This window comes from Neobacillus sp. BP17, from assembly GCF_059579525.1.
Genome location: NZ_CM184198.1, coordinates 1650072 through 1672411, shown reverse-complemented (window position 1 = coordinate 1672411; position 22340 = coordinate 1650072). Strand labels below are relative to the sequence as shown.

The following is a 22340-nucleotide window of genomic DNA, read 5'->3' as shown; positions in this document are numbered from 1 at the left end:
TTCGGGAGCCTAAAAGCATCATTTTTCAGTGTTTTGAATTTTGTTAATTATTTTATTTAATTGATTTAATAAAGTGCTTCTTGGTAATATTCCTTCAAAATAACCATCATCAGTCTCTACACATAAAAAAGGTTGAGTAACAAGTAACTCAAGGCATATTTTAATTGATGCCGAAATTTTCACGCGCGGTACCGAGCTTTTCATAATCTCTTCTACACGCTTTTTTTCAAGTTGTTCAAACTCAATTCGTTCTAATCCTAGAATTGAATCCATAATAATTGGTGTGCTAATTAACCCATGAAGTTTGTAATGGGGATCTAACACAGGAATTGCCGTATAACCGCTTTTTGTTAAAACTAATAAGGCATGTTCGAGGTTATTCCCAATTTGCACATGTGCGACCCGTTCAGAGGGGATCATTAATTCTTTTATCGTTAATTTTAAAAATTCATCGTTAGGAAGACTGATCATCGCCGTAACTCCTCAATTTGTTTTTCTACAGTTACATTCTACCATAGTATCCAGGAGTCTGTGTTAAATTTGGTACCGTAACGTTGGAAACGTTTCCTCCTCCTGCACCATTGTGCACAACATGAAAAAGAAAGGAACCCTTAAGGTCCCTTATTGAATCAAATCAAAAATTTCAATTGTAATCATATCAATATTATCAAATTGATAACGTTTTGGTTTTTCCTTTTCATTATAGACTTCTAATTCAAATGTCTCCGTTTTCGGATGAAATGTTACTTGACACTTCCGATCTCCGTTTACTTCGAAATAGCGTTGTGCTGGTTCACCACTATTTGCTGTTTCCTGAAGATTTTTTAACCTCGTTAATATACCTTGAAGCTGTGACATATGCTTCGACTCCTTTCCAACCAAACAAACATCTACAATTATATTTCTCATTTAGCATTTTTCTATCCGAGTGGATGACTTTCACAATTTTCCAGACGTAATTAAATATGCCAATATTAAAAGAATAAAATAACACTGACCATTTGTCCAAGTAAAAATAATAAAAGAGGGTAATTTTTTCTATGTGACCGAAGTTTGGGTATTAAACATATAACAATCCTTTAAAGTAATTGATCGTTTTGGAATAAGTATTGATAGGCAATATCAATAAATAAATAATCATCCCCATTCATAGGAAAAGAAAAAGTACGAATGGTTTCTCCAGTTTCTATATCAGAGTATAAGTCAGATAAGATCCCTTTCCGCTCATTTCTCATTTTAATAATATTTTCTAAAAAATATGGCCGCCAGCTCCAGTTCTTATGAATGTATTCTGCTTGTTCAATCCATCCATCTATCCCTTTGAAAATATTAACAGATTTCTGGAAGCCATCCTCATCACAGACATACATCCTAAAAGCTATCTGGTCTAATTCCTTTATTAAAGCCTGAAAAAGGGTTTGAAATGTTCCATTCCTGTTTTTCATCACAATCTCTTGGACCTTAGCTTGAAAGGTTTCTGCGGTCGTATAAACAGCCTCTAATTTCTTTTTTTCATAGGAAATAAAGTCATGAAACTTATCTTTTAATCGCTCTTTCAACAAATCATGTTGAATAAAGTCAGGTGCAGGCGGATGTAAATAATATCCCTGATAATAGCGGCCGCCATTTTTCCATGCAAATTGCAGCTGATAACTCATCTCAATATTCTCAAACAAGAGGGTTGCACCTATTTTCCTTGCCAGCAGGGATAACGAATACAATACATCATTAAAATTTATTCCTGTTGATGTTGATTTTAAAGCCTGTAAGTTAATTTTCAAAATATCTGGTTCCAGCTGCCCAATCCGTTCAAAATAATGACTTTCACTATCAATTCTTGCAATGGCTATTTTTATTCCATATGTTCGATAATATTGGAGTAAGTGATCAAATTGATTTAAATCCCCAGAATAATTCCGATCAGATATTTCAAGGACAATTCGAGTGAGATTAAACCCTTTTTTTTCAAAAGAGAGCAGTTCTTGTAAGAAAGGCTCACCATGCCCGTACATTAATAAATCAGCATGTCTATTTAAAAATATACTTACATCCTCATCTAGGGTCAGTGCTTTTTCTAGCGCCATTTTAACTAATAACAAATCTACTTCGTATTTATATTCATCAGGAATTTGATCATCTTGAAAAAAGTTCCCTAAACTAATGATATTCTCTTCAGATTTATATCTCCCTAACACCTCATAGGCAATTACACTTTGTTGATCGGCACTAAAAATCGGTTGAAAATAGGGAAATACATTTTCAAGATCCGATAGTATTTCCAAAGCATCCATCCAAGTACCTCCAAAAATTTTTTCTTATTATACCATACGCTTATGTAAGGTTTATCGTTCTTTTCCAAAAGGATACCATTATAACCGCCTAGAAACAATCATATCCTATACCCAAGTTGTATGATAAGGAGGATATGTTTTGAAAAGACTTTGTTTATTAACCATGATCCTTCCTATGTTTGGATGTAGCCATTTTGATGCTGATACCAATGATAACATTGAAATTAAACAGCCTCTCTCCGCGGTAACAGTAGAAGAGAGCACACCCAACTCTTCTACATCTAATTTAAATAGTACTCCTTACAATATTCAAGATGTAAAAGAGCAAGTGATAAATGTTAAGAATAAAGTAAATAAAAGCAAGTCGGTTACTACCACCCAAAAGAAAAAAGAATCCGTAATGCTGAACGTAGTGCTAATTAAGCAAAATCCTGAGTTACGATACGGTTGTGAAGTCACAAGTCTTGCAATGGTGTTAAATTATGCCGGGGTAAAAACAAGCAAGTTCGACCTTTACAGATCTGTTCGGAAAGATTCAGACCCGTTAATCAAATCACCAAAAGGTGATATTTTACGTTGGGGAAACCCTGCTGATGGCTTTGTTGGGGATATGACTGGCCGAAGAGCAGGTTATGCTGTGTTTGACAAACCAATGATTGACTTAATCAACCAAAAGCTTCCTGGAAGGGCGGTTAATTTAACAAACAATCCCTTCGATCAAGTATTAGAGCATGTATCTGCTGGATATCCTGTTGTAGTTTGGACAACCGGGGATTACCGCCTGCCTGACCGTTGGGAGGGATGGTACCACGAGAAGCAATATATTAAAACTCCCCTTGATTTACATGCCGTCGTCTTAGTAGGGTATGACAACAATTATGTCTACTTGAATGACCCCCTTTCAGGTAGAAAAAAAGTACGGGTTGGTAAACAACAATTTATATCATCGTGGAAAGCATTAAAAAGCCGAGCAGTTAGTTACCATTAGGAAAAGCAGCCAAATTTGGCTGCTTTTATGAATATTTTATCTTTTTATGAATAAACACATACAAAGTACCTTTCCACTTGCATTATTTATCGTTTTTAATGAAAATACAGAAAGATGCTGCTTTTTTGGTAAATAACAGATAGGCTGGTAGAAAAAATGGCTAAAAAACAGACGAGGAGAACGTTTTTAAGACGATCATTTGGCTCAGTCCTTACCCTTCTTGGCTTAAGTTCAGGTGGATTTCTATATGCTAACCGAATAGAGCCTTCCTTACTCGATATACAAGAACTTCAAATAAAACATCCATTAATCCCAAAAAGCTTTGATGGGATAAAACTAGTACAATTTAGTGATACTCATTTAGGTTTTCAGTATAGTCTTCACCAATTTACTAAATTAGCAAAAAAAATTAATAGTCTTCAACCTGATATAATTTTGTTTACTGGAGATTTAATGGATGAGCCCAATCAATATACAGAAATTAATAAATTGCTGCCGATTTTAAAAAGTTTACATGCCCCACTTGGAAAATACTGCATTTTTGGAAATCACGATCATGGCGGATATGGTTCTGATATTTACAGAAATATCATGGAGAACTCTAATTTCAACGTCCTTTTAAATGAATCAGCTCTAGTTAAAATGAGTGATGGAAGCATGATCTGTTTGCTCGGAATTGATGATGCGATGTTAGGGAATCCCAATCTGCCATTGGCATTAAGAAATGTACCTCAAAATACTTTTAAACTATTATTATCGCATGCCCCTGATCTTGCACAAACTGCGGCACAATATCCGGTCCATTGGCAACTTAGCGGCCATAGCCATGGGGGACAGATTAAAATCCCATTTTTGGGAGCACTTGTGACTCCCCCCTTTGGCCAATTATACCCAGAGGGTCTTTATTCAGTTGGTGATGATTCCCCCCTATCACTCTATGTGAACAGAGGAATTGGAACCACTCGTCTCCCCTTTCGCTTTTTGTCAAAACCTGAGTTAACTATTTTTACGCTTAGACACGAAAAGTAATCAAGAAAAAACTCCTTTCCATTATTTTTGATGGGGAGTTTTTTAAAATTAGAAAAAGTTCTTTACAATAATGTTTGTACATTCAATTATTTATATTTTACAATGAAATTAACGTTATATTTCTTTTTATTAATAAAAAAGGTATAATATAGATGTTTTATATAACTGAAAGGAGAACATATTTTGAATCGTGATCAGAAAGGCCCCCTAATCAATCTAAATCTAACCATCGACAACCTCGCACAAGCTATCTTTATTGTGAATCGCCATGCCAAAACAGCACCTAATCCCAAATTATTGTACAAATTAAAACAGGAAACACTTAAGAAATTAATTAACGAAGGTAAAGCGAAAAAAGTGGGTCTCCATTTTTCTGAAAATCCGCGAAATAGTCAACAGCAGTCCGATGTGCTAGTTGAATGTGGAAGGTACACATTCCATATGCCTCCAACGAAAACTGACTTTCTAAATCTACCTCATTTTGGGAAATTAGACGAACGAGTAAGAAATCCAAAAGCAACCCTTTCCCTTAATTCAGCAAAAGCATTACTTCAACTTTATACAGGTATTTCAGATCTAGAGCAAATTCCACCGAAAAATAAAAAAAGCAAAACCTATCAAAAGCCCATCTTCAAAAAATTAGGCGAAAGATACTCTTGAAGCCAGGTCTCCTGGCTTTTTCATTTTGAACATCTGTCCTTTTTCGCAACAGCTTCGTGATGATTTTGTGAACAATATCACTAAAATATAGACGTGTATTCACAGCAGATTTACAATACAGTTATAGATAAATAATTCAAAGAGGTGCTTTACCAATGAAAGGAACTGCGATTCTTTTTCAGAAGCAAAATGTTACATTTATTGAAGATGTTGATCATTCTATTTATGAAGAAATTAAAGAACAGTGTGGTTGTGAACAATGTCATTGCAAACTCGAAAATAAATTAGTTAATTTCGGTGCTGTATCGCCTGTATTTTGGCACGAAGACGAAGTTGACTGGGACTATGGCTACTAAAGACACTGTCATTTTAAATACACCACCACCCTCAAAAAACGATCTGAGAGCTCAGATCGTTTTTTTCATTCCTGTTTGGTAGAATCTTCACCCAAAAATAGTCTATAATCATTTTATACATAAAAAGAAATGAAGATTTACTCGGAAGGATGGACAATGTTGGAGCATTTAATCAATCAACGCGTAAAAAATATCGAAATCTCCGGAATTAGAAAGTTTTTCAATATGGTAGCCGATGTCGATGACTTAATTTCCTTTACGATTGGGCAGCCTGATTTTCCTACTCCAGAGCATGTGAAAATGGCCGGTATTGATGCGATTAAGCAAAACTTCACTTCATACACCCATAATGCAGGAACAATAGAATTAAGGGAAGCTGCTTGTAATTTTGTTAAAACTAAATATGGCTTGGATTATAAACCTGAATCAGAGGTTATTGTTACTGCAGGGGCAAGCGAAGCAATCGATATTGCATTTCGGACTATTTTAACAGAGGGTTCCGAAGTTCTTTTACCGGGGCCGATTTACCCTGGCTATGAACCAATTATTAATATGATGGGAGCCACCGCAGTCCATGTCGATATTCGACAAAATCAGTTTCGCTTTACTCTAGAAATGATTAAACCCTTAATTACTGAGAAGACCCGCTGTATCGTACTCCCCTACCCTTCTAACCCAACGGGAGTGAGTCTTACAGAATCAGAGTTAAGAGAAATAGCCGATTATCTTAAGAATAAAAATATCTTTATCCTGGCAGACGAAATATATAGCGAGCTTACCTATGATCAGCCACATAAGTCAATTGCTGCTTTTCTAAAGGAACAAACCATCCTCATTAATGGTTTATCAAAATCCCATTCAATGACAGGCTGGAGAATCGGCTTTTTATTTGCCCCTGATAGCATCGCAAAACATATTTTAAAGGTTCATCAATATAATATTTCTTGTGCCACTTCCATAGCACAGAAGGCTGCCTATGCGGCATTAACAACAGGTATTGATGATGCGATTGTTATGAAAGAAGAATATTTAAAAAGAAGAGAGTATGTTTACAAGCGTTTAACTGCTATGGGACTTCATGTAGTTAAGCCAGATGGTGCATTTTATTTCTTTATAAAAATCCCTGAAACCATCGCATTAAACAGCTTTGATTTCTGCCTTAAGCTTGTTCAAGATACAAAAGTGGCTGTTGTTCCAGGTAGTGCTTTCTCAGAATATGGTGAGGGCTATTTCCGTTTATCGTTTGCTTGTTCGATGGAATTATTAGAACTCGGCCTAAACCGGCTAGAACCATTCTTGAAAAACTTAAAATAGGGAAAATTCAAGACCCTCACAATGAATGTGAGGGTCTTAAGATGTAAGTATTACTGCCCTTTGTATTTCCCATTATTTTTAGGTGCTTTTTCTTTTTTTTCTTTATCTTTATGAGCTTGATTTGCCGCTGCTGAACCTATTTCAGTGGCGAATTCTTCGTTGGCAACTGCAGAATCAAATCCCTTTTTATTCTTTTGTTTAGCGTCGTTCTTTTTCGTCCTTTTAGCCATGTTACAATTCCTCCTATATCAAGATATCTCTCATAGTTTCAAATAGATAGGAGGAATTTATTCAATCCAATTTATCACTTCCAATATTTATAAAGCGCTTGGGTACCGCTATTTTCTTCTCCTCTTTCTGCCAATTGATCATATAAAGACTTTGCCAAGGAAAGACCTGGCACTTCCATCTCCATTCGTTCTGCTTCATCTATCGCGATTTTCATATCTTTAATAAAATGCTTTATGTAAAAACCAGGTTCAAAATTTCCTGCTAACATTCTAGGAGCAAGATTGCTCAACGACCAGCTGCCAGCAGCTCCCGTGGTTATACTTTTAAGGACATTTTCAGGGTCCAGACCAGCTTTTTCAGCATAATTAATCGCTTCACAGACACCCATCATATTTGAAGCAATCGCAATTTGATTGCACATTTTTGTATGCTGACCTGCACCAGGTTTACCTTGATAGACTACGTTAGTTCCAAGAAGTTCTAAAATAGGCCGCACCTCTTCAAATGCTCCCTTTTCACCCCCAGCCATGATCGAAAGTTTAGCTTCTTTCGCTCCCACATCTCCACCAGATACTGGTGCATCTATAGCCTGAATTCCTTTTTTCTTTGCCTCCTCATAAATTCTAACCGCAAGTGAAGGGGAGGAGGTTGTCATATCGATAAAGTAACTACCTGGAGTTCCATTAAAAATTAAACCATCTTCATCGAAGTATATTTCCTCCACATCTGTTGGATAACCTACCATTGTAAATGTAACCGATGCCTTTTCAGCCACCACTTTGGGAGTTGATGCCCATTCTGCACCTAGATTTAAAAGTTCTTGTGCTTTTTCCTTTGTCCTTGAATAAACAACTAAGGAGTATCCAGCATTTATTAAATGACCTGCCATACTTTTTCCCATAACCCCAGTACCAATAAAACCAACCACCGTATTTTCTGGTGAAAGCAACATCATCATTCCTCTCATGTCTATTTTCTTATTTATTTTAGCATTATCCATTAAAAATATCGCAAAAAAAAAACCGGAGCGTCCCAATCGCTCCAGTCTTTGTGCTCCATCTCCAATATTATGCACATCTTTATTTTGCCCTTTTTCATTCCAACATAATCATAAATTACAACTCTGATGAAAAGTTTGTGAGATAGACACGGCCGAAAACTTCTTGATTATTAAAGACTTCAATCGAAACGGCATTATTCTTTTCAATCATGTTTTTAAGTTCATGAATATGTAAATCTTCTTTTAGTGGAAGCGGGTCCATAAAAATATATTTTTCGCTTTTTCCTTTTACTTCTAAATATTCACCGTTTAACACTTGATCTTCGCCGTATACTATTTCTCTTTTACCAATTGCGGCTGCTAGTTTATCATCATGAATAGTTACTTTCACTTTATATAATTGCTGTCCTGATAATATTTCATTGTTAATTCGAAAACGGAACTGTAATTCATTATTTTTTGTCAACAAAGCATCTGCATAACGATTGACAATTAATTCATTGGAAAACAGTAAACCACAGCCACTCATTAGCATGGACCCACATAGAACCAAGAGCAAAACAGTCAAGAAACGAATATTCTTCAGCATGTAATAACACTCCCTTAATATTTTTACCATAGCCAAATTACATCGGTAATAAACGTAAAGAAAGGTTAATATAGGAAAAAACTTTTTTAAATTGCTTTGATCATCCCTCCATCTACTAAAAATGAACTTCCTGTCATATAAGAATTAGCATCCGATAATAGGAACGCCGCAACATTTGCAAATTCCTCAGGAGTTCCGTATCTCTTTAAAGGAATTCCTTCCTTGGCCTTTAATGCAACGGTTTCTCTGTCAACCCCTAATTTATCTGCGTTTACTTGATCTAAATGATTAACGCGGTCCGTGGCAATCCGACCAGGTGCAATCGTATTAATTAAAATATGATATGGAGCTAACTCTGACGCTAGTGTCTTTGAAAGCCCAACAATGCCAGTCCGGAAAGTGTTTGAGAGTATTAATCCTGGAATCGGTTCTTTAATTGAAGTAGAAGCGATGTTAAGAATTTTCCCGCCTTGTTGTTTTAAATAGGGCAATGCTGTACGAATCATTCGAACATATGATAATAAATTCAATTCAAAGGAACTCTGCCATTCTTCATCTGTTAATTCCTCAAACGAACCTGCAGGGGGACCTCCAGCATTGTTCACTAGCAAATCAATACTTTGAAATGTATCTGCAGTTACTTTTACCAACTGATTAATATCCTCTACATTCATTATGTCAGTTTTTTGGTAGGCTACTTTTCCCATTCCGAGAGATTCAAGCTGACTTGCTTTCTGTCTTAGCTTTTCCTCGTCACGTCCAGAAATCATAACATTTGCTCCCTCTTTTACTAAACGTTCAGCTATTGCAAACCCTAGACCCTGGCTCGAAGCAACAACCAAAGCTGTTTTACCAGTTAAATTCAACTCCATCGTGTTCGATTCCTCCTTCATAAATCTACTACTAGTATACAGGATATATCGAGGGAATACTTGGTAAAATTTCATAAAAAAAGAGACAGATTTATTCTGCCTCTTTTTCTAAAAACTAGAGTTGTTTTTAAAAAGTATGTGCCAAATCTTTTGCTCTTGCAATTGCATTTTCTTTAATTTCTTGCGCCTTGTCTGGCATAGCATTATGACCTTCTACAAACAATCCTTCAAGAGAAGGAACTCCAAAGAAACTCATCATCACACTAATATACCGGTGTCCCATTTCCATCTCTGCTGCAGGCCCCTCTGAGTAAAATCCACCTCGTGCTTGTATGTGCAAGGCTTTTTTATCAGTTAACAAACCTATTGGACCTTTTTCCGTATATTTAAAGGTCTTTCCTGCAACTGCTACTGAATCAAGATATGCCTTCATAATGGGTGGAAACGAGAAATTCCATAGAGGCGTGACAAATACATATTTATCGGCACTCACAAACTGCTCACTTAACTCATTAAGTCGGCTGACTTTTTGCATTTCCTCTCCTGTTAGGTCATCAAAGCTTTGACCGGAACGGAGTTTACCCCAGCCGCTAAATACATCAGCATCAATATGAGGTATATTTTCTTTATACAAATCTAAATGTATAACCTCGTCACCAGAATTAACTTGTTTATAGCTATCAATAAAAGCCTTACCTACTGCCATACTATAGGATTGTGTTTCATCGTGAGGATGTGCAGTGATATACAATACGCGTACCATTCATGCTCCACCTTTCATTTGAATAAAGACATTATTATTATCAGTTTAAAGGCAGGAAAATAATCAAAAAGGATCTGCCCGAAGACAAATCCTTTTTCTTCCATCATTTATTCATTTGTATCAAGGGAGTAAGGGTTCCGACCAATATTACTTCTCATTTCATCAGTCATCTGGAATGTTTCATTAACCAATGACTCATTTGTTGCCTGACCTAGTAGTGAACTCCCATCATAATGTACAGGTTTTTGTTCCATATGTCCTTTCACCTCCACCATTACTACTATAGTATGTATAATTATCACCTAATATATTTCCTGATTTTGTCTATTAATCACCCAAAAGAACTGCCTTAAAATAGGTATTTGGCATTACTAATTATACTCAAAGATCGATAATAAAAAAGACAAATATATGAAAAGTCAAAAAAATATGTGTATGTATCACAAAAAGACCGGCTAATCTTCAGCCGGTCTTTCTGTTTCATATATTTACTTTGTTGCAGCATTAACTGCTTCGATAACCTGATCAGTTGTTTGCATATTTAAAACTTCTTGAGCAAGCTTCTCCATATCAGATTTTTTCAAATTCCTGATTTGAGAACGAGCTTTTAAAATTGATGTAGCACTCATTGAAAATTCATCAAGTCCAAGTCCAATGAGAACTGGAATAGCTGTTTCATCTCCTGCCATTTCCCCGCACATACCTGTCCATTTTCCTTGTGCATGTGCTGCATCAATAACCATTTTTACTAATCGTAAAATGGATGGGCTATATGGCTGGTATAAGTAAGAGACACGCTGATTCATTCGGTCTGCAGCCATTGTATATTGAATTAAATCATTTGTACCGATACTAAAGAAGTCTACTTCTTTTGCAAATTGATCCGCTAAGACGGCAGTTGACGGAATTTCAACCATAATACCAAGTTCAATACCTTCAGCAACTTTCTGGCCTTCTGCAAGAAGTTTTTGCTTTTCTTCTTCAAGAATTGTTTTGGCAGCACGGAACTCATCTAGTGTTGCAATCATTGGGAACATGATTTTTAAGTTTCCATAGTTGCTCGCACGTAACAGTGCTCTAAGCTGAGTTCGGAAGATGCCTTGCTCTTCTAAACATAAGCGAATTGCACGGAAGCCTAAAAATGGATTCATTTCCTTTGGAAGGTCCAAGTAAGGAAGTTCCTTATCTCCACCGATATCCAGAGTACGAACAACCACAGGTTTACCATTTAAACCCTCTAAAACAGCCTTGTAGGATTCAAACTGTTCTTCTTCTGTTGGTAGTTGATCTCTTCCCATATAGAGGAATTCAGTCCGATATAGACCTACACCCTCACCGCCATTTTCAATAACTCCTTTTAAATCCTTTGGAGTTCCGATATTGGCTACTAACTCAACATGGTGATCATCATTTGTTACAGTTGGTTCATTAACAAGCTTGGCCCATTCGGCTTTTTGAACTTCGTACTCATTATGAATTTTACGGTACTGTTCAACAAGCTCAGGTGTTGGGTTAATATGTACCTCACCCTTAAGTCCATCAACAATAACAAGATCTCCATTATTGATTTCCTCTGTCGCTGCCTTTGTTCCAACTACCGCTGGAATTTCCATTGAACGAGCCATGATAGCTGAATGAGAGGTACGTCCACCAATGTTTGTTGTGAATCCCAAGACAAATTGTCTGTTTAATTGAGCTGTGTCGGAAGGAGTTAAGTCTTCAGCAACAATAATCACTTCTTCAGCAATCATACTTGGATTAACAAGCTGCACACCTAATAAATGAGCTAATACACGCTTCGTTACGTCACGAATATCTGCTGCACGTTCTTTCATATATTCATTATCCATCTGTTCAAACATCATAATGAACATATCTGCTGTTTCCTTTAATGCAGATTCAGCATTTACTTTATCAGACTGAATTTTATCTTCAATTGGTGAATTTAATTCAGGGTCACTTAATACAAGTAGATGTGCTTCAAAAATCGCTGCTTTATCAGCTCCAAGGTCTACTTTTGCACGGTCACGAATTGCTTCGAGTTCTGTTTTAGATTTCTCTATAGCCTTGCGGAAACGGTCAACCTCAGCAGCAGCATCATCAATTGTTCTGGATTCAAAAGATAAATCTGGTTCAACAAGACGGTATGCTTTTGCAATAGCGATCCCGTTTGATGCGGCTATTCCCTGTAAAAAAGTCATTATTCTGCCAATCCTTCTTTTTTCAATGTCTCTTCAAGGCTATTTAATGCATCGTTTGAATCGTTTCCTTCTGCAGAAATGGTAATATCAGCTCCTTGGCCAACACCTAAAGACATAACGCCCATAATTGATTTTAAGTTAACTTTTTTACCTTTATATTCTAAATGAATCTCAGAATCAAATCTGCTTGCTGTTTGAACTAATAAAGTTGCTGGTCTAGCGTGAATTCCTGTTTCTGCGACTATTTTAAATTGTTTTTCTGACATGCTAATCAAACTCCTTTAGTATTTATATAAGATAAAACTTGCTTCATTAAAAATAAACATTTCTCATCATTTAGTCAACTAAATCAATAACTAACTAAAGAGTAATAGTAAAATCATTTCTTTCCAACTATTTTTTCCCAAAAAGAAACAAACATGTAATGCTTATTAACTCTGATGATAATGTTTTGATTTATACAATTGCTAGAATATCATTTTCTTCATATTCAAACAACTGAAAAAGCTAATTTATATTTTATGTCACAAATCTGTCAAAAACAATCAAAATCTTTCATTTTTTTAATAAACATAAAAAATCCTTCAACATAACTTCTACAGCATTTTAGTTATCCGGATTTTTTATTACTATATAGAAAAAGAACTCCCTATTGCGAGAGTTCTTCTGTGTCAGCCATTAACTTCTTGGCTCCTCTAGATATTGATACAATACATCTCCGCCCCTTTGACCAATCCCGCGGAAATGTTTAAAGTCTGCCCTTTTCACTAGCACCTGACGAAATTCCATAAACTGATCATTTGTGACATAATACTCAGAAAGTTCCCCTGACATGAGGCGATTCAATATATCTGTAATCATTTCTTCTGTCATTCCAAACACCACCTTCACCTGATTTTATTTTAACGCAACCGCCTTTCCTTAAGCCAGCATTGTAAATTTCTTCAGTGATTTTTGAAAGCGTTTTCTATTCTTTTGTTGCCTTTTTTCTCATATAATTATATTGTTAATAAAGAATTAACATAATTGTCAAATAAAAGGCTTTACGAAACGAAAAAAGTAGTGCAAACTGTTATTTAACTGGATTTTATTTATAGTTTTTGAGGTAAAGGAGAGAGACATTATGAGAAAAGCAGAAGTTGGAAATATCATAGAATTCCGTGGTGGCTTGAAAGGGATTGTTGAAAAGGTAAATGAAAATTCTGTCATTGTCGACCTAACAGTTATGGATAATTATCGTGATTTAGAATTGGATCAGCGGACTGTTGTCAATCACAAAAACTATAAAGTTATAAAAGAAAGCGCTTATTAAAATAATAGTATCCTAGAAAAGGCAGCCCTTATTATGGCTGCCTTTTCTTTTTTGACATTAGCCAAAATAGTTATTGGCCCTTTCCAGCTTCATTTGCCAATTGCTTTTTTGTTTTTACTTTTCCATGTGGATTTTGATCTTGCTTCCGGACAGTCCATTCTCTTTCTTGTTCACTTTTTGATTTGCTCATTTCTTTCACTCCCTTCCTTTTTTATTTTTTTCTTTTCTTTATGTTCTAACCTAACGAAACCGTAAAATTTGAGATGTAATGATTTCCATTCGAAAAACTTATTTGATAAAATATATTTTATGTTTTGTAAAAAGGAGATCGCGTAATGAAGAAATTCTTCCAAGACCCGCGCGTACTAATTGGATTAATTATTGCACATATACTTTTATTTTTTTCATTTCATGATAAAGTGATCTTTTGGTATATTTTTGCTGGTTCGATTTTAATCTTAATCGCTTATGCTATGTTTCAAGAAGAGGTGGATGATAACGTATCCTTTATTCAGTATATTTTTCTTGGGGCACTTACCGGTTTATTATTATATAGTATCTTTTGGGTTGGGATTCGGGGAATGAAGATCCTGCATCTACCCTATGATACAAGTCTTAGGAACCTATATAAATGGTTTGCTCCTACAATATTTTGGCAATATATTGCCCTTGTATTAGTTGCAGCCCCAGGAGAAGAACTTTTCTGGCGGGGGTTTATCCAAAAAAGATTGAGCAAAATGTTTAAGCCTGGGTTCAGTATTTTGGCAGCGTCAATCCTGTACGCTTCTGTCCATATTTATGCCGGCTCATTTTTATTAGTACTTGCAGCCTTTATTTCTGGTTTCGCTTGGGGATATCTGTACCTTTGGAAAAAGAGTATGCCTTTGGTGATTGTTTCTCATATCATTTTTGATTTGATGATGTTTATTTTCTTACCTTTGCATTAAAAAGCAGTTGCTCTCCTGAACAACTGCTTTTTTTTATTTTCTGACACTTGTTGGTAATGGCTTTATCCAAAGTAAAATAAAAAAAATCATACAAATATACCCAAACAAAGGATATAAATAGGAGAGCAGCGTCCCATAATTTACAAGGCTGATTAAATAAGAAACAACAAAAATGAGTGTTACAGATAGGATTGTCGGAATAGACGAATATTGTTTCAACTGCCGATCGAGTCCAAACACATTTCCAATCACAGAGGTGAAAATTTCTCCATAAATAACGAGAACAAAAATCCAAAATAAAAAAGGGGCTAAATTTTTCATGACAATGGCCATTGGGATGTTATATATTTCTAAACTAGGAAGCATGATTAACGAAAAGTGACTTGCAATTAAGATTATAGTTAAAGCAGCCCCTCCAAGAATTCCTCCCCATTTAATCGTCCAATCATCTTTCACTTCTGTAGCAATTGGCACTAAAACTGCTTGAGATAGGCCAAGATTTAATGCCACATAAGAAAATGGGGCGATGACACTCCTCCAGCCATCATCCGCATGCGGAATAAAAAGTAATTGATCGATAAAGTGGGGCATTTGCACTGAAAAGAGCATTAAGATAAGGCTGAAAGTTATCATAAGTGGAACAACAAATGTATTAACTGCAAAAAGACCTTTTGTTCCAACTAACATGACTAAAAAGGATAAAAAAATGGTCAAGAAAACGCCGGCCGCTTTTGGCAAACCTAACTGCTCCTCAAATACAGCCCCTGCTCCGGAAAGCATGACTGCACTAACTCCAAGAAGCATAAAAAGCATAAAAATATTAATGACACGACTTGGCCATTTGCCAAACAAATACTCATTAAACTCTTGATAGGATTTTGCATTTATATGTGCAGCCATTCTCATTAATTTCGACCCCAATGAAATAAAGAGATATCCGCTCATTATTATACTTATTAAGCCAAAGAAACCAAACCGTGAAAAAAATTCAACGATTTCTTTTCCCGTGGCGAAACCAGCCCCTACTACAGTCCCTACATAGACTGCAGCTATCTGAAACGCTTGCGTCCATTCCCTCTTCACATCATCTCCTCCTTATCATCAATATATGATGATAGTGGCAAACAAAGACGAGCTTTTTTCCTTAATTAGAAAGCATTGCCAAAACATTTCTCTTGAAAGTCAAAAAAGGTCAGAGTATACTATCGACATAAGGTCAAATATAGTCAAAGTCAAACAATATTATTCCATAATTTAATAGGAGGTTATTTACTTATGCTTTGTCAAAAATGTAATGAAAATAATGCAAACGTACAATTAAATATGATTATTAATGGGCAGCGTAAGGAAATTAAACTCTGTCATGAATGTTATGCAAAAGAAAAGCAATCTTTAGGAGCAGGGCTGGGTCAAAATATGAACTTTTTCCAAGGTTTCCCGTTCGAAGACTTTTTCATGTCAAGTGCAGCCCATGGGAAAGATGACATCAGTCAACCTGTTACACAAACTGGGGGAAAAAGCGGACATAGCAGTTTTATAGATCAATTCGGACGAAATTTAACTCATCTGGCTAAAGCGGGATTAATTGATCCGGTAATTGGTCGTGATGGAGAAGTAAAGCGTGTTATCGAAATATTAAATAGACGTAATAAAAATAATCCTGTCCTAATTGGTGAACCAGGAGTGGGAAAAACAGCGATAGCTGAGGGTCTTGCGCAGAAAATTGCGGAAGGAGATGTTCCTGGTAAGTTGCGTAATAAAGAGGTTTACTTGCTAGACGTTGCTTCCCTCGTTGCCAATACAGGAATTCGCGGACAATTTGAAGAGAGAATGAAACAACTCATTTCCGAATTACAAGACCGGAAAAATATTATTCTTTTTATTGATGAAATCCACCTTCTTGTTGGTGCTGGTTCCGCAGAAGGATCAATGGATGCAGGAAATATCTTAAAGCCTGCCTTAGCCCGCGGTGAGCTTCAATTGGTTGGTGCAACCACACTTAAGGAGTATCGACAAATCGAGAAAGATTCGGCTTTAGAACGACGCTTCCAGCCGGTACATGTTCTTGAACCAACACCAGAGGCTGCCATTGAAATTTTAAAAGGGATACAAAAGAAATATGAAGATTATCACCAAGTAAACTATTCCGAGCAAGCGATTCTTGCCTGTGTTCACTTGTCACATCGCTATATCCAGGACCGCTTCTTACCTGACAAGGCGATTGATTTACTGGATGAGGCTGGTTCAAAATTAAATCTTAATTCAGATTATCAAAACAATGAACAAATTGAACAGCGCTTAAAAGAGATTGATGTTGAAAAAGAAGAGGCACTGAAAGGCGAGAATTATGAAAAGGCAGCTACACTTCGCGATGAAGAAGCCAAACTGGAAAAAGCATTAAATAAGGTTTCAGGTATAGAGAGACCTCTTGTGGATGTATCTCATATCCAAGAAATCATCGAAGAAAAAACAGGTATTCCAGTTGGAAAACTACAACAAGATGAACAGTTAAAAATGAAATCTTTAGAAGAAAATCTAAAGTCTAAGGTTATCGGTCAGGAAAAAGCAGCAAATAAAGTAGCGAAAGCAATTAGACGCAGTCGGGCCGGTTTAAAATCAAAACATCGCCCAATCGGTTCCTTCTTATTTGTTGGACCCACCGGAGTTGGTAAAACAGAATTAACTAAAACACTTGCCGAAGAACTATTTGGCTCAAAGGATTCGATGATCCGCCTAGATATGAGTGAATACATGGAAAAACACAGTATCTCTAAATTGATTGGCTCACCTCCTGGCTATGTAGGTCACGAAGAAGCAGGACAGCTAACAGAAAAAGTACGCAGAAACCCTTACTGCATTATTCTATTAGATGAAATTGAAAAGGCACATCCAGATGTTCAACATCTATTCCTGCAAATTCTTGAAGATGGGCGCCTGACGGATAGTCAAGGAAGAATTGTCAGCTTTAAGGATTCCGTAATCATTATGACAAGCAATGCTGGCGTAGGACACAAGACCGTTCATGTTGGATTCGGTACAAACGAGGCGATTGAAGAAGCAAGTATCCTTGACTCACTTGGCAGTTTCTTTAAACCTGAATTCCTGAACCGCTTCGACAGTATCATTGAGTTTAATTCACTCAGCAAAGAGCATATCCTTTATATTGTCGATTTAATGATTAATGAGTTACAAGAAATGCTTACGGCACAAAAGATTGAATTAATGGTGACACAAGAAGCGAAAGAAAAACTCGCAAGGCTCGGATATCATCCAGCTTTCGGAGCACGACCGCTCCGCCGTGTCATCCAAGAGCAGCTTGAAGATAAAATAGCGGATTTTATCTTAGAGCAGCCAGAGATTAAAAAATTAACTGCTATTGTTGAAGAAGATGAGCTAAAAGTTGTTTCCCATGTTACTGTGGTTAAATAAATAATAGCGAAGCCCTTCTAGAAATTCTAGAAGGGCTTCGCTTTTTTCTTTTATAGTTTTTTATCATCTACAGAGTTTAACCAATTTTCAATCACACCCACTACGGATTCTACACAACCGGCCTCAAATGGCGAGATTAAATTCGCTGCTTCAACTAACTTAGTGAATGACATACTACCGCCTAATTTACATAGTTTAACATAGTCTGCCCATGCCTCTTCTTGATTTTCTCTCGAGCGCTTCCAGAATTGAAAAGCACAAATTTGTGCAAGTGTATAATCTATATAGTAAAACGGTGAATTATAGATATGTCCTTGGCGCTGCCAGAAGCCGCCATTTTCTAAGTATTCATTCTCGTCGTAATCTTTATGAGGTAAATACTTCTTCTCAATTTCACGCCATTGAAGCTTACGCTCTTTTGGGGTTGCTTCTGGATTTTCATAGACCCAGTGTTGGAATTCATCAACGGATACCCCGTAAGGCAGGAATAATAGGGCATCACTTAGATGAGAAAACTTGTACTTATCGGTGTCTTCCTTAAAGAACAAATCCATCCATGGCCATGTGAAAAATTCCATACTCATGGAATGAATTTCACATGCTTCGTATGTCGGCCAAGCATATTCAGGAATCTCAAAATGACGACTCGAATAAACTTGGAATGCATGACCAGCCTCATGTGTTAGAACATCAATATCTCCAGAGGTACCGTTGAAATTTGAAAAAATGAAAGGTGCTTTATAATTTTCAATAAAAGTACAATAGCCACCGCCAGCTTTTCCCTTCTTCGCTACAAGATCCATCAAATTATTTTCTTGCATAAATTGAAAGAATGCCCCAGTTTCTTGTGAAAGTTCCTCATACATTTGCTGCCCATTTTCAATAATCCATTCCGGAGTGCCCTTTGGAGTGGCGTTTCCCGTTTGAAAATTAAAAGATTCGTCGTAATATTTAAGCTTATCGAGACCGATTCTTTCTTGTTGGCGCCCCTTTAATTTTGTTGCAATTGGTACAATATATTCCTTAACTTGATTACGGAAATTGGCAACCATTTCTGCATTGTAATCGGTTCTCATCATCCGGTAATAACCAAGTTCAACAAAGTTTTTAAAACCAAGTTTCTGAGCGATCTCAGTCCTAACTTTAACAAGGTCATCATAAATACGATCAAACTCTGCTTCATGCTCAACCATAAATCCAAATTTCGCTTCATTTGCCCTTTTTCTCATTTCTCTGTCCGTTGACTGAGCGAACGGTTCTATTTGGGCTAGAGTTCTTTCTTCCCCTTCGAAGTCAATCTTTGCAGATGCCATTAGCTTCGTATATTCCGTTGACAATCGATTTTCTTTCTGAAGTAATGGAACGATTTCTGGTTTGAATGTCTTCAGCTGTCCTTCGGCAAGGGCAAAAAGCTGTTTCCCCCATTTTGCCTCTAATTGAGACCTAAACTTAGAATCAACCAATACTTGGTAATACTTTGTCACTAACCCTTCCACTTCAGGCTGAATTTCATCCATATAATCTTGTTCTTCCTTGTAAAACTCATCATTCGTGTCAATGGAATGACGGATATAACAAAGATTGAACATCGTACCCAAGTCATTTCTTAGTGTATTAATCTCATTCATTACCGCGTTTTGTTCATCTAGTGAAGTTGCGTTTTTAAAACTCTCAATTGCCGAATTAAATTTTTTAGTTACTTCTTCTAAATTTGGCCGTATGTATGTATAGTTTTCAAACCCCATTGAAACAACCCCTTAGTAAATTTTTCTAATATTTCCACCTATTTTATTATATACTATCGCTTAACATTCCTGACAAAAAAAATACGGCCAAATGACCGTATTAGAATTTACCAGCAGGTATTCCCAGCTTTTTTAACAATTCAATCGCTTCTAGTTTTTCAGATTCACTAAGCGATGACATGAGACTATTGATTTGCTCTGCATGTTCAGGGAAAATTTCCTGAATAAATTTTTTCCCGTCTTCTGTGATTTGTGCATAAGTGACACGGCGATCTTTCGGACAGGCAATTCTTCTTAACATTCCTTTTTGTTCAAGCTTGTCGACCACGTAAGTAATACTTCCACTTGCAAGCAAGATTTTCCCGCCAATTTGCTGCATGGGCTGGTCACCCTTATGATACAGAAGTTCCAGAACGGCAAATTCCGTAGGGTTTAACCCGTTTGCCTGGATTACTTTATTTACATGTTCGTTAATAGCTTTATATGCTCTTGAAAGGACGATAAAAAGCTTTAATGAATTAGCAGTTGAATTATTTTCCATAAAAAACTCATCCTTTTAGTTTTATATAAATTTCATTAATATAAGTGACCGGCCCTTATAAATATCTTGATTTCAAGATTATTATAAGGAATTTTTGACTAGTTGTCAATTTACCCAACACAGAGGAGCTACGAATTTTTGTTGAATAAAGAATAAATATTTCTTATTTCCCTCTTTCAATAGTAAGATAAGGTTAGCATATATTTACAACTACTTTAATAAAGAAGGGATGTTTATGAGTCAATCAGCAGTTTTACCATCACGCAAACCCAATACTTCTGAAGCAACCATGTACAAAATTTTATTTATTATTGGATTGTGCCATTTATTAAATGATGCCATTCAGGCTGTCGTTCCTGCGATGTTTCCTATTCTGGAAAAATCAATGGGCTTGAGTTTTACCCAACTTGGGATAATTGCTTTTTCCTTAAATATGGTTTCGTCCGTTATGCAGCCTATTGTCGGGTTTATTACCGATAAAAAACCAATGCCCTACGCACTGCCAGTTGGGCTCACTTTCACTTTAGTCGGTATTCTTGGATTAGGATTTGCTTCAAGCTTCGGATTGATCGTACTGTCAGTTCTGTTCATTGGTCTTGGGTCAGCGGTATTTCATCCAGAGGGTTCTAGAGTTGCCTATATGGCAGCGGGAAATCGCCGTGGATTGGCTCAATCCATATATCAGGTCGGCGGTAACACAGGGCAGGCACTAGCCCCTTTAATTACAGCATTAATTTTAGTTCCTCTTGGGCAAATTGGAGCTTCCTGGTTTACGGTTGTCGCTGCACTTGCGGTAATTTTATTAGTCTATATCGCTAATTGGTACCATCAGAGATTAATAGTTTCTCCAAATGTATTAAAGAAAAAGAAATCTAGTGCAGGAACGAATAAAGGGTTAACGAAAGAGGTAAAAACTACATTAGTTTTGATTCTGTTATTAATTTTTGCTAGAACTTGGTACACTTCTGGAATTACAAATTTTTACACTTTTTATGCAATCAAGGAATATTCTTTGACGATTAAACAGTCTCAGCTCTTCCTCTTCGCTTTTTTAGTTTCGGGAGCAGTTGGTACTTTTTTCGGAGGGCCGCTTTCAGATCGCTTTGGAAAGAAAACCATTATTACGATCTCAATGTTAATGACCGTTCCCTTTTCTATTTTAATTCCGTATACACCGCCCACGCTGGCGTTTATTTTCCTGATTATCACTGGATTTATCTTAATGACTAGTTTCTCAGTTACGGTAGTATACGCTCAGGAATTAGTCCCAGGTAAAATTGGGACGATGTCAGGATTAACAGTTGGCCTTGCATTTGGTATGGGGGCAATTGGTTCTGTAGGCCTTGGTTATATTGCAGACTGGATTGGACTGCAGCCAATGATCCGATGGCTCGGAGTGCTCCCAATACTTGGTATAATAGCTTTCCTTCTTCCGACCGATAAGAAGATTTTGGAATGGAATAAGCAGGAAAAATAAAGGATGGGCACGGAGCCCATCCTTTTATTTTTCCTGGATTTTTTGATATAGTTCTTCCTTTTCCTCGTCTGTTAACATTCTTTCCGCCATTGGGAATAAAACATTTTCCTCTTTGGAGAAATGCTCTGTTAAGATAAAGTAAGCACTTTGAACGAGCTGTGCTGCTTTTTTCATTTCTTCAATGGCCCCCGATTTATTTTCTATATTTGTAAGAAATTCGCCAATTTTGGTTTTTGCTTGGTCATGCTCATACTCCATTACAGCAATAGGTCCTGAAGTTGTTCCGATATAAACACCCATCATCGGAAAAAGAACACCTTCTTCTCTTTCGGAATGGGGGTCTAATGCGGTCTTAAATTCTTTTACACTTGTAATTAATGCTGAGAAATTAGTCTCGATACCTATTTCTTGGTCAATTTTTTGTGTCAACTCGTACATGTCATCTAATTGCTTTAATAACGGTGGATGTTCACCTTTTAATTGCTTCAGTCCTTTACTTAATTCAGCTTGGGGCATGCCTCCAAACGCACTCATACAGCCACTCATCTACAATCACCTCAATCACTTTTATTGGTACAAGTATAAAATCAACCAG

General features: G+C 36.5%; 26 protein-coding genes. 9 read left to right on the top strand and 17 right to left on the bottom strand.

Annotation, left to right across the window (positions count from 1 at the left end):
- Positions 1 to 18 precede the first annotated feature (18 nt).
- The 3 genes from cbpB to AC4QJR_RS08065 all read right to left on the bottom strand — a co-directional run bounded on the left by cbpB (position 19) and on the right by AC4QJR_RS08065 (position 2291).
- Positions 19 to 471, bottom strand: a complete 453-nt coding sequence (gene cbpB / locus AC4QJR_RS08075) for a cyclic-di-AMP-binding protein CbpB (protein ID WP_496525860.1) — start codon at positions 469 to 471, stop codon at positions 19 to 21.
- A 150-nt stretch (positions 472 to 621) separates the two neighbouring features.
- Complete coding sequence (locus tag AC4QJR_RS08070) at positions 622 to 858, bottom strand: YkuJ family protein (RefSeq protein WP_026566292.1); 237 nt, start codon at positions 856 to 858, stop codon at positions 622 to 624.
- A gap of 221 nt (positions 859 to 1079) precedes the next feature.
- Entirely contained in the window at positions 1080 to 2291 is a 1212-nt protein-coding gene (locus tag AC4QJR_RS08065) for an EAL domain-containing protein (RefSeq protein WP_098572585.1), read from the bottom strand.
- 139 nt (positions 2292 to 2430) lie between these two features.
- Here AC4QJR_RS08065 and AC4QJR_RS08060 point away from each other — a divergent pair, with 139 nt between their 5' ends.
- The 5 genes from AC4QJR_RS08060 to AC4QJR_RS08040 all read left to right on the top strand — a co-directional run bounded on the left by AC4QJR_RS08060 (position 2431) and on the right by AC4QJR_RS08040 (position 6638).
- Positions 2431 to 3279 carry a C39 family peptidase gene (locus tag AC4QJR_RS08060; protein ID WP_496525859.1) on the top strand — a complete coding sequence of 283 codons (849 nt, stop codon included), beginning with the start codon at positions 2431 to 2433 and terminating at the stop codon, positions 3277 to 3279.
- A 156-nt stretch (positions 3280 to 3435) separates the two neighbouring features.
- Complete coding sequence (locus AC4QJR_RS08055; RefSeq protein WP_496525858.1) at positions 3436 to 4308, top strand: metallophosphoesterase; 873 nt, start codon at positions 3436 to 3438, stop codon at positions 4306 to 4308.
- Between the two features lie 183 nt (positions 4309 to 4491).
- Positions 4492 to 4968, top strand: coding sequence for a YkyB family protein (locus AC4QJR_RS08050; RefSeq protein WP_098572583.1), 477 nt, complete (start codon positions 4492 to 4494; stop codon positions 4966 to 4968).
- A gap of 155 nt (positions 4969 to 5123) precedes the next feature.
- The gene (locus AC4QJR_RS08045; protein WP_496525857.1) at positions 5124 to 5324 is read left to right on the top strand and encodes a protein YkzT; all 201 of its coding nucleotides are present in this window, start codon (positions 5124 to 5126) and stop codon (positions 5322 to 5324) included.
- A gap of 159 nt (positions 5325 to 5483) precedes the next feature.
- Positions 5484 to 6638 (top strand): aminotransferase A, encoded by a 1155-nt coding sequence (locus tag AC4QJR_RS08040; protein WP_496526640.1) that lies wholly within the window; start codon positions 5484 to 5486, stop codon positions 6636 to 6638.
- A 50-nt stretch (positions 6639 to 6688) separates the two neighbouring features.
- Here the strand turns inward: AC4QJR_RS08040 and AC4QJR_RS08035 are convergent, their stop codons facing one another.
- The 9 genes from AC4QJR_RS08035 to ykzS form a co-directional block, all read right to left on the bottom strand.
- Positions 6689 to 6868 carry a hypothetical protein gene (locus tag AC4QJR_RS08035; protein ID WP_496525856.1) on the bottom strand — a complete coding sequence of 60 codons (180 nt, stop codon included), beginning with the start codon at positions 6866 to 6868 and terminating at the stop codon, positions 6689 to 6691.
- 74 nt (positions 6869 to 6942) lie between these two features.
- Complete coding sequence (locus AC4QJR_RS08030) at positions 6943 to 7821, bottom strand: NAD(P)-dependent oxidoreductase (protein WP_375374732.1); 879 nt, start codon at positions 7819 to 7821, stop codon at positions 6943 to 6945.
- Positions 7822 to 7984: 163 nt separating this feature from the next.
- Positions 7985 to 8458, bottom strand: a complete 474-nt coding sequence (locus AC4QJR_RS08025) for a hypothetical protein (RefSeq protein ID WP_496525855.1) — start codon at positions 8456 to 8458, stop codon at positions 7985 to 7987.
- Between the two features lie 86 nt (positions 8459 to 8544).
- Positions 8545 to 9330 carry an SDR family oxidoreductase gene (locus AC4QJR_RS08020; protein ID WP_496525854.1) on the bottom strand — a complete coding sequence of 262 codons (786 nt, stop codon included), beginning with the start codon at positions 9328 to 9330 and terminating at the stop codon, positions 8545 to 8547.
- Positions 9331 to 9457: 127 nt separating this feature from the next.
- Positions 9458 to 10093, bottom strand: coding sequence for an FMN-dependent NADH-azoreductase (locus tag AC4QJR_RS08015; protein WP_496525853.1), 636 nt, complete (start codon positions 10091 to 10093; stop codon positions 9458 to 9460).
- Between the two features lie 107 nt (positions 10094 to 10200).
- A complete protein-coding gene (locus AC4QJR_RS08010; protein WP_180230028.1) occupies positions 10201 to 10347 on the bottom strand; it encodes a hypothetical protein in 147 nt (48 codons plus the stop codon).
- A gap of 234 nt (positions 10348 to 10581) precedes the next feature.
- On the bottom strand, positions 10582 to 12294 hold the full coding sequence (gene ptsP / locus AC4QJR_RS08005) for a phosphoenolpyruvate--protein phosphotransferase (protein ID WP_251456272.1): 1713 nt from the start codon (positions 12292 to 12294) through the stop codon (positions 10582 to 10584).
- The gene (locus AC4QJR_RS08000; RefSeq protein WP_496525852.1) at positions 12294 to 12560 is read right to left on the bottom strand and encodes a phosphocarrier protein HPr; all 267 of its coding nucleotides are present in this window, start codon (positions 12558 to 12560) and stop codon (positions 12294 to 12296) included. The genes ptsP and AC4QJR_RS08000 overlap by 1 nt, the downstream gene beginning before the upstream one ends.
- Positions 12561 to 12972: 412 nt before the next feature.
- Complete coding sequence (ykzS, locus tag AC4QJR_RS07995; RefSeq protein WP_098572576.1) at positions 12973 to 13167, bottom strand: protein YkzS; 195 nt, start codon at positions 13165 to 13167, stop codon at positions 12973 to 12975.
- A 250-nt stretch (positions 13168 to 13417) separates the two neighbouring features.
- Here ykzS and AC4QJR_RS07990 point away from each other — a divergent pair, with 250 nt between their 5' ends.
- Complete coding sequence (locus AC4QJR_RS07990) at positions 13418 to 13606, top strand: YkvS family protein (protein WP_026566278.1); 189 nt, start codon at positions 13418 to 13420, stop codon at positions 13604 to 13606.
- Between the two features lie 70 nt (positions 13607 to 13676).
- Here the strand turns inward: AC4QJR_RS07990 and AC4QJR_RS07985 are convergent, their stop codons facing one another.
- Entirely contained in the window at positions 13677 to 13796 is a 120-nt protein-coding gene (locus AC4QJR_RS07985) for a DUF6254 family protein (RefSeq protein ID WP_222127323.1), read from the bottom strand.
- 145 nt (positions 13797 to 13941) lie between these two features.
- On the opposite strand from AC4QJR_RS07985, the gene AC4QJR_RS07980 reads away from it, so the two are divergent.
- Positions 13942 to 14553, top strand: a complete 612-nt coding sequence (locus AC4QJR_RS07980; RefSeq protein WP_496525851.1) for a CPBP family intramembrane glutamic endopeptidase — start codon at positions 13942 to 13944, stop codon at positions 14551 to 14553.
- A 33-nt stretch (positions 14554 to 14586) separates the two neighbouring features.
- Here AC4QJR_RS07980 and AC4QJR_RS07975 read toward each other — a convergent pair whose 3' ends face one another.
- Positions 14587 to 15636: a YkvI family membrane protein gene (locus AC4QJR_RS07975; protein WP_098572574.1), complete on the bottom strand. Its 1050-nt coding sequence runs from the start codon at positions 15634 to 15636 to the stop codon at positions 14587 to 14589.
- Between the two features lie 192 nt (positions 15637 to 15828).
- On the opposite strand from AC4QJR_RS07975, the gene AC4QJR_RS07970 reads away from it, so the two are divergent.
- Positions 15829 to 17982, top strand: coding sequence for an ATP-dependent Clp protease ATP-binding subunit (locus tag AC4QJR_RS07970; protein ID WP_496525850.1), 2154 nt, complete (start codon positions 15829 to 15831; stop codon positions 17980 to 17982).
- Positions 17983 to 18032: 50 nt separating this feature from the next.
- On the opposite strand, the gene AC4QJR_RS07965 is transcribed toward AC4QJR_RS07970, so the two are convergent.
- Together AC4QJR_RS07965 and AC4QJR_RS07960 are read right to left on the bottom strand one after the other, a co-directional pair.
- A complete protein-coding gene (locus tag AC4QJR_RS07965) occupies positions 18033 to 19727 on the bottom strand; it encodes a M3 family oligoendopeptidase (protein WP_496525849.1) in 1695 nt (564 codons plus the stop codon).
- A gap of 100 nt (positions 19728 to 19827) precedes the next feature.
- Positions 19828 to 20268: a MarR family winged helix-turn-helix transcriptional regulator gene (locus AC4QJR_RS07960; protein WP_251456282.1), complete on the bottom strand. Its 441-nt coding sequence runs from the start codon at positions 20266 to 20268 to the stop codon at positions 19828 to 19830.
- Between the two features lie 235 nt (positions 20269 to 20503).
- Between AC4QJR_RS07960 and AC4QJR_RS07955 the strand changes: the two genes are divergently transcribed.
- On the top strand, positions 20504 to 21745 hold the full coding sequence (locus tag AC4QJR_RS07955) for an MFS transporter (protein WP_496525848.1): 1242 nt from the start codon (positions 20504 to 20506) through the stop codon (positions 21743 to 21745).
- Between the two features lie 24 nt (positions 21746 to 21769).
- Here the strand turns inward: AC4QJR_RS07955 and AC4QJR_RS07950 are convergent, their stop codons facing one another.
- Entirely contained in the window at positions 21770 to 22291 is a 522-nt protein-coding gene (locus tag AC4QJR_RS07950) for a hemerythrin domain-containing protein (protein ID WP_257148469.1), read from the bottom strand.
- Between the last annotated feature and the right edge of the window lie 49 nt (positions 22292 to 22340).